Genomic DNA, 8011 nt, shown 5'->3' on the forward strand with positions numbered 1-8011 from the left:
TTGGCTACTCCGTCTTGAATTTGAAAAACGAAGTGTTTGTCTTGTAAAGGGATAACCGCTTTTTCTGGCACCATTAAAGCTTGGTTACTGCTCAGCTCAAGTGCTGTATTTAGTAACATACCAGGGCGAAGTAATCCTGATTTATTGGCAAAGCTTGCTGTTACTTCAACACTGCGAGTAACCGAATCAATACGCGAGCTAATATGCGTTACCTTGCCGTTAAATGTCTGCCCTGGGTAGGCATCGTTTTGGGTAAGTACTTTCATACCCATGTTTAATTGTGCTAAATATTTTTCAGGTACTTTGAAGTCAACTTTAATAATACTAATATCATCAAGTGTGGTGATTATTGTTGTGTTGCTTACGTAGGCGCCAACTGATATTTCACGCTTACCTAACAGGCCTGAAAATGGCGCGGTAATAGTCATTTCATTTAACTTTGTTTTAGCGCTTTCTAGTTGAGCTTCAGTGGCATCAACACGAGATAATTGTTCTTCAAGTAATGACTTTGCCGTTGATTGCGAGCGTGAAAGTTCGGTAAGGCGATCTAACTGGCGTTTTTCCTCACGTAAGTTAATACCGAGTTCTTTAACTGCAAGTTGCTCTTGTTGGCTTTGTAACTGTACTAATTTTTGTCCTTTACTGACTAAGTCACCATCTTTAAAATATATATCTGTGACATAATCGTTTTGCGCACTTTTTATATAAATAGCTTGGTTTGCACGTGCACTACCGATTGCCTCTATCATCACTGCGTTTTCCTCAGAGGTAACAGTATGAGCCGTTACTTGGGTAGACATTTGTGATGAATCGGCTTGTTCGCCGTGGCTAGCGGGTAAATATAAATAAACGCTAAATATTAAAAGTAACGTAATAATAAATGGAAAAAGTGCTTTACCTGATTGTCTTGAGTACATTGATTTCATACCTGAAAATGAATTGTAAGTATTGTACGAAATAAGACCGTGAAAAGACGGTTATGTATCTCATAAATTTGTGCGTTAAGCGTAAAAGTAAATAAGATTTATTCATTGTTCCTATATTGTTGAGGAAAAAGCGGTAATGTATGAAATTTAAAACTAGCTGTAACTTATGTATAACAACAAGAAAGGTCATAATTTGGGGCATTATTATGTTTGTTTTTTATATGGTGTTTTACCGATATGGATAAATCTGACAATGTCATTAAGTTTCGGGCACAGGGCGCGCGAAACGCAATTGAGGTGATTGTTGTAGGTGCTATAGGCTTAGTCTTTATTATGTTGTTTAATTTATTAAGACCAGGTGAGATCAGCATTGTTGAAATATTTTTAGTGAGCTTGTGCCTTGTGGCTATTTTTATTGGATTTTTAAAATCTCAAGAACCATACCATAGCCTTATATTAAGCGAATCTGAGCTCGTTTATTGTCACAAGTACGGAGCTTGGAGTATGCCTCATAGTAACTTTCATCACAGTGGAATACCCAAAGTAGAAGATGGCTTTGACTATTTAGAATTAAATGCGGTTGGCGTTAAGGTAAATGATATAGACGACTTTTTATCAAGCATAGCGCCTAGAATTGCAGGGAAATTATTAATAGAGCAGCGTAATTTATTTATGCAAGTTGTTCAAAAACATTGCAAAAATGGCAATTGCCCATCAGAATGGTTAATAGAAGATACACATTACACATCCCATAAAGGGATAAGCTATACTGGGCTTATAGCCATGTTTGCTAATAGAACTAAGCACCTTCAGCAGCTAACAGGTTACGATTTATTATTGCCTGCCAGCGTGTTAGATAGAGATATTTGGGCATTTAGTGCTAACTTAAATAAGTGGAAGCGCGAGCCTAGTCAGTTTATAGCGTCGCAGCTTAGTAATTAAGCTACGACTGTAGGAAAGAAAAATGAGTCAAGAGAGAGCCTTTTTAAAAAGTGGTCGAAACACCATAATACATAAAGATAAAAAGCATGATTTAGTGATTGTAAACTCTGAAATTCATCCTCGAATTAAAGTAACGCAACATGGTCTGGAGCCATTTAAAGAAGAATTACCTAAAAACCGCCGTGATGCAAAAGAGCGTTATTTAGAAATGGTTTATGTAAGTAGCGCTGATGTATTTGGCGAAGAAAAGCAGTTGCTGTTTATTCAAGCTCTAGACGGGCGTGAATACAAAATAGATTACAGTAAAATCGGTACGAAGTTGTTTGTACGTATTCATCAAGACACATATATGTAGTACTGTAATGGCATCTTTATTGCTAGTGATTACACTATAGTAATTATTTGACATAATAAGGTGCTGCGTATGAAAGCGTTTGCTTTAATCCCCCTCATTTCGTGTGGTTTACTGAGTGCGTGTGGAGGCGGTGGCGGTGATAGTGATAATACAGTTGTTGAAACGTCTGTTAATGCTGGAGCCGATTTACAAATTATCGAAAAATCTGAATTTACCATCACAGCACAAGGTTCCCCCGCTGATGGTACGTTTTCATGGCAACAAGTTAGTGGCCCAAGCATAGAAGGTTTCCCCCTTGAAGGCGCTGAGCAAACACTTACTGCACCTGACGTAAAAACTGATAGTCAAATAATATTAAGAGTGAGCTATCAAAGTACAGGTAGTAGCGCTGTTAGTGACGACATTTCTATTTCAGTGAGCTCTAATAACCAACTACCTCTTGCTGTTGTTACACAAACATCTCCTGAAACACTTCCCTCTGTATACAAAGGTACAGTCACTTTGAGTGCCCTAGAGTCGAGCGATCCTGATGATAATGGCCAAATTGATAGTTATATGTGGCAATTGCTATCGGGTCCTGATTTAGATATTGAGAGTTTTAATGAATCAACTCTTAGCTTTTCTCATCCATTACTTGAAAGTAACGTGAATTTATCTTGGCAGCTAACTGTCACTGATGATGAGGGTGGCGAGGCGAGCACTCAATATTCAATGACACTCAACAAAACAAATGAGTTAGTGGATGCAAATGCAGGCGCAGATCAAAATGTTGAAGAGTTTGAACAAGTAACGCTTGATGCAACAAATAGCGAAACAGTTACCGATACCTATAAGTGTAAATGGCAACAACTTACCGGTAATAGCGAAACATTAAGCAATAGCGACCAATGTACAACGACATTTTTTGCCTCAGATGTTGATACTGAGTCTACATTGAGCTTTGAAGTCACGGTAACCGACTCAAAAGGACGCACAGATACAGACTCCTTATTTGTTGATGTATCACCCAAAGCACTTGGATTCATCAACGATAGTGGTGTTGGTGAGTGTTATAACAATACTCAACGTATTAATTGTGAGAGTGATGACTTTCCAGCGCAAGATGCAGAGCTTGGACGCGATAGCTATGCAAACCGCTTAGATAAAGTTGGCAAAGGTAATTTAGCGTTTGATTACACTAAACTTAATCAGTTTGCTGATGAAGTTGGTGATGATAGTAGTGACTTTACCTGTATACGCGATAATGTTACTGGGCTTGTATGGGAGGTGAAAAGTGTGGCATCTGGCACGGTACCAAATACTTCGTTACGTGATGGTCAAAATCATTACTTTTGGGATGTAGGGAATACGACTTTTACCGATACCAGTACAGCCAATTCAACGTGTCCGGACAATACAAGTTGTGGAGTACAAAGTTATATAAACGAAGTTAATGATTTAGATTTTTGTGGTGGTACAAACTGGCGATTACCTACTTATACAGAGCTTTTGAGCTTAATTGATTACGGTAAACAAGGGCAAAGTATATTAATTGATGAGGCATTTTTTCCTAATATGCCAAGTGAAAGTGCATTAAGCCATTTACGTTACTGGACCTCACAGACAGCAGCTGATGGTACCAGTTTATCTCAAGCGTATATCATTGATATGAGTGATGGTAACGACCTTGCTTATCCAAAAGAAAATACTGCTTATGTACGTTTAGTTAGAAGTCGTTAGGAGAAAATAATGAAATTAAAATTACTCTATGCACTAGCAACTATAAGCTTGAGCTTTAATATTGCAGCGGCGCAAACGTGCTACGACGGTGCAGATACCACAACACCGACAGATAGATTTACTATAAATACAGATGGCACAGTGTCTGATAGCGAAACAGGCCTTATGTGGCAACGCTGTAGTTATGGGCAAACTTACAATACAGAGACACAACTTTGTGAGGGATCAACACCTTCTCTTACTTGGCAAGAAGCACTTCGTGGTGCTAAAAATGATACAACCGCAGATTACGATGATTGGCAAATGCCTAACATTAAAGAATTGGCGAGTATTTTAGAGCACAGTTGCACAGAGCCGAGTATTAATGAAGACGTATTTTTGGGCACTAAGCTTCAAAACTATTGGTCAAATACATCGGGTGTAAGCACAATGAGCTCAGCGTGGGTTTATCAATTTGATAGTGGGTTGAATAGCTTACATGCTAAAACCAGTAATGTGTATTTACGGTTAGTGCGCTACGAAGAGTAAAATGCATACTAAGATTAGACAGACAAAAGTGCAGCCTTAAAACAGCTGCACTTTTTTTGTTTTACATAAATTTACGTTATTTCAATAATAAAGCGCTTACAACGTTGTCACTCAGCGCATTTTTTTGCCATTATAGGCCGTGATTTAATTACGAAGGAACATCACGGTGTATTTAAGCTATTTTGGCCTGAACGAAAAACCTTTTTCGATCTCGCCCAACCCTCATTACTTATTTTTAAGTGAACGACATAAAGAAGCCTTAGCACACCTTACCTATGGATTAGGTGAAGACGGTGGTTTTGTATTATTAACAGGTGAAGTAGGTACAGGTAAAACTACAATTACCCGCAGTATGTTAGAGCAGCTTCCTGAAAACACTCAAGTAGCGATGATCCATAATCCAGCGCTTTCAGAGCTGGAGTTATTAGCCAGTATTTGTGATGAGCTCAACATTAGTTACGATGTTCATAATGCGACGCTTAAAAGTCTTACCGATATTATAAAAAAGCATTTAGAGACTAATAATAAATCGGGCGGGCACACTATACTTATTATAGACGAAGCACAATTACTTGCTCCTAACGTGCTTGAGCAATTACGTTTGCTGACAAATATAGAAACCGATCATAAAAAATTATTACAAATAGTATTGGTTGGTCAACCAGAGCTGCAAGAACTTTTGAAGCGCAACGAATTAAGGCAACTTGCCCAGAGGATAACGGCTCGTTACCATTTATTACCACTTACGCAAGGCCAAACAGTCGCTTACATAAAGCATCGGTTACATATTGCAGGGTGTGATAAAGGAATCTTTTCGATGGATGCCATGCAAGCTGTTCATCAATTAACTGGCGGTGTGCCACGATTAATGAACTTGGTCTGTGAGCGTGCTTTAGTTGGGACTTTTGCAAAGCAGCAGTTGATAGTTGATAGCGATATAATAAAAAAATCAGCCCATGAGTCATTACCCATGGATTTTGTCGCACCGGTTAACGAAGCTAACAAAGCAACGTCATTTGTACCCTATAGCCTTGCATTCGCTGCTTTATTTGCCGTAGGCATTGGGCTTTCATTTATTTTATAGTTAGGTAAGTTATGTCTTATTTATTAGATGCGCTAAAGCAGTCGCAGCAATCAGATATGAGTGCTGAACAGTACGACTTACAATCTGAGCAGTTAAAGCAACAGCAAGCACTTAAGCGTTATAGACGATTAGCATTAGTATTTGGTACAAGCTTAGCTGCTTTTATTGCGGTAGCGGGTGGCTTTACCGCCGGAAAGTGGTTTCAAAGTACGACTTTATTAAACGCAGCGGAACCCGCTGTAATTAAGGTGGTGGAAAGCGAAAAATCATCGCCTAACAAAGACGTTAAAGAGGAAGATGCTGGAGATGAAAAACAGCAAGTAGCTAAGTTAGAGCCTGCAAAAGTAGCTCCAACAAATACTGCAACGATTGAAGGGCAACTTGTGCATGTGCAAACCCCCAATGGTGTACAGCAAATGTTATTAACCCCAAATGGTCAGTATATTCCTATGCCGTCGAGCCAGGTCACGAGCGCAGCAGGTTATAATCAGCAAAACATGCAACAAGTAATGCCTGTTCAAAATTATAATCAGCCAGCGTTTAACCCACAAAGTAATTACAATCCAAATAATGCACAAAACACTGCGGTATTTGGGCAAAATCAAAATACCGCATCGGCTCAACTTGATATGAGTAAATATAAAGTATTGGGTAAGCCAATTAATGGCAGCACCCAATCTCAACAGACGAGTGACCCTGAGCTTGATGCTGTGCCTACAACTCTTAAAAATGCATTTGCGCAAGCTATACAAGATGTCGAAAAAAACCAAGATTATGAAGTTACTCAAGCGTCAAAAACGTCATCACGTGTTGAGCCTGTTGAGTTATTACCTGATGGTTTGCAATCAATGTTACCTAGTATTAAATATCAAGCGCATATATATTCATCGAGTGCTGATAAACGTTGGATCAAGCTGAATGGCCGAGAATTACACGAAGGAGAAAGCATAGGAGCTCTAACAGTCACAGAAATTACACCTGAGCAAAGTGTGCTAGATTTTGATGGTTATGAGTTTAGCTTAAAAGCTTTGCAAGACTGGCCGCAGTAAGCGCTTAGTTATCATGTTGAGAGCTCGGTAGAATATTGAGCTCTCAATAGTGCTTAGGATAATATTGAATTTTTATAAAAGCGTTCTAAATCAATGTTATATTCTTTAGGTTTAATCGCTGACTCAAGAGTGTCTACAGTTTTTTTATTAGATAAATCAATATCTTTTACTTCGGTGTAGCGGCTATGCTTAGCGCTGTAAAATGTTTTAACGACAGGTTTTAGTGGTGCCCCCGGATTACTCTCGGTGACCAAACCCACTCTTTGACTCGATAACCTTACAAGCGTTCCTACCGGATGGATGCCAATACATTGAATAAATTTATTAAGCAGCACAGGATCAAAGCTATCAGGGCACCCGTCTTTTAATATTTTAAACGCCTTTATTGGCTCCATGCCTGCTTTATAAACACGTTCTGCGGTAAGTGCATCATAAACATCTACAATTGACGCCATACGCACATACTGACTTATCTCGTCACCTTTTTTACCAAACGGGTAGCCTTTACCATCGAGTCTTTCGTGGTGCATACCTGCAATATCTACCGCGATCCCTGTTAAGCCAGAGTCTTCTAATATCTCTTTACTGAAAAGCGAATGCATTTTCATTATTTTAAATTCGTCGTCTGTAAAGCGGCCAGGTTTGTTTAGCACTTCATCAGGGATTTTTATTTTACCAATGTCGTGTAATAGTGCGCCGGTAGTCAGCTCAACAATAGTGTCTTTCTCTATATTTAAGTGTTTTGCAAAAATACCCATTAATATTGATACATTAATTGAGTGCTCAAGTAGGTAGGCATCTTTTTGGCGCATTTGGGTAAGGCAGGCTAGGGCATCTTGATTTCTAAAAACAGAATCCATAAAGCCACTTGCCAGTTCTCTAAACGGCCCTATATCTATATCACGGCCAGCTTTTATATCTTTAAATGCTTTTATTTGCAGTGTTTTTGCTTCGTCATAAAGCTTTTTTGCTTTTCCCATTTCTTGCTCAGCGCTGTTTATTTTTTGCCAAGGATTACGCTTTATTTTTGTTGTAGGTGTAGCGATAGGATCTTTTTCAGGGACTGAATCAATGAGGGTTTTATCTGGGTCGATTTCTACTTCTAAAATACCTGCTTTTATCAGGTTATTAATACCAGCTTGAGTTTTAACCCAGCCTTGGTTTTTAATTTTAATGCTGCCAGTTTGTTTGGTAACGCTTTGCACAAACATACCTGGGACTAACTTAGTAATAGGAATGGTTTTCAATTTCACGGCTTCAGTTGTTAATCTACTTTTAAACTAACAAACTTATACGTAACGACCAAATAAAAAAGGCACTTTACAGCTGTCTCTTGATCACAAGTCTGACTCAAGAGATTTTGCTAAATCGTAGCCTTCCAGGATGGCTTGTAACTTAAGCCATCCTT

The 8011-nt window shown here is 38.7% G+C and carries 7 protein-coding genes and 1 pseudogene (1 of these 8 running past the window's edge); 6 read left to right on the forward strand and 2 right to left on the reverse strand.

The genetic code is table 11. The features are described from left to right. A pseudogene (locus tag L655_RS01000000125195) lies at positions 1-917 on the reverse strand (efflux RND transporter periplasmic adaptor subunit); it reaches 113 nt to the left of the window's first position. Positions 918-1163: 246 nt separating this feature from the next. On the opposite strand from L655_RS01000000125195, the gene L655_RS0106075 reads away from it, so the two are divergent. The 6 genes from L655_RS0106075 (at position 1164) to L655_RS0106100 (ending at position 6603) form a co-directional block, all read left to right on the forward strand. Continuing rightward, on the forward strand, positions 1164-1868 hold the full coding sequence (locus tag L655_RS0106075; RefSeq protein ID WP_024604439.1) for a DUF2982 domain-containing protein: 705 nt from the start codon (positions 1164-1166) through the stop codon (positions 1866-1868). 22 nt (positions 1869-1890) lie between these two features. Next, the gene (locus tag L655_RS0106080; protein ID WP_024596875.1) at positions 1891-2223 is read left to right on the forward strand and encodes a hypothetical protein; all 333 of its coding nucleotides are present in this window, start codon (positions 1891-1893) and stop codon (positions 2221-2223) included. A gap of 69 nt (positions 2224-2292) precedes the next feature. After that, positions 2293-3942: a DUF1566 domain-containing protein gene (locus L655_RS0106085; protein ID WP_024604440.1), complete on the forward strand. Its 1650-nt coding sequence runs from the start codon at positions 2293-2295 to the stop codon at positions 3940-3942. A gap of 9 nt (positions 3943-3951) precedes the next feature. Next, a complete protein-coding gene (locus L655_RS0106090; protein ID WP_024604441.1) occupies positions 3952-4470 on the forward strand; it encodes a DUF1566 domain-containing protein in 519 nt (172 codons plus the stop codon). A 166-nt stretch (positions 4471-4636) separates the two neighbouring features. Beyond that, entirely contained in the window at positions 4637-5554 is a 918-nt protein-coding gene (locus L655_RS0106095; RefSeq protein ID WP_024596878.1) for an AAA family ATPase, read from the forward strand. Positions 5555-5565: 11 nt separating this feature from the next. Then, on the forward strand, positions 5566-6603 hold the full coding sequence (locus L655_RS0106100) for a general secretion pathway protein GspB (RefSeq protein ID WP_024604442.1): 1038 nt from the start codon (positions 5566-5568) through the stop codon (positions 6601-6603). Between the two features lie 53 nt (positions 6604-6656). On the opposite strand, the gene L655_RS0106105 is transcribed toward L655_RS0106100, so the two are convergent. Beyond that, the gene (locus tag L655_RS0106105; RefSeq protein ID WP_024604443.1) at positions 6657-7850 is read right to left on the reverse strand and encodes an HD-GYP domain-containing protein; all 1194 of its coding nucleotides are present in this window, start codon (positions 7848-7850) and stop codon (positions 6657-6659) included. Positions 7851-8011 lie beyond the last annotated feature (161 nt).

The organism is Pseudoalteromonas sp. TAE79, assembly GCF_000498015.1.
Lineage (GTDB): Bacteria > Pseudomonadota > Gammaproteobacteria > Enterobacterales > Alteromonadaceae > Pseudoalteromonas.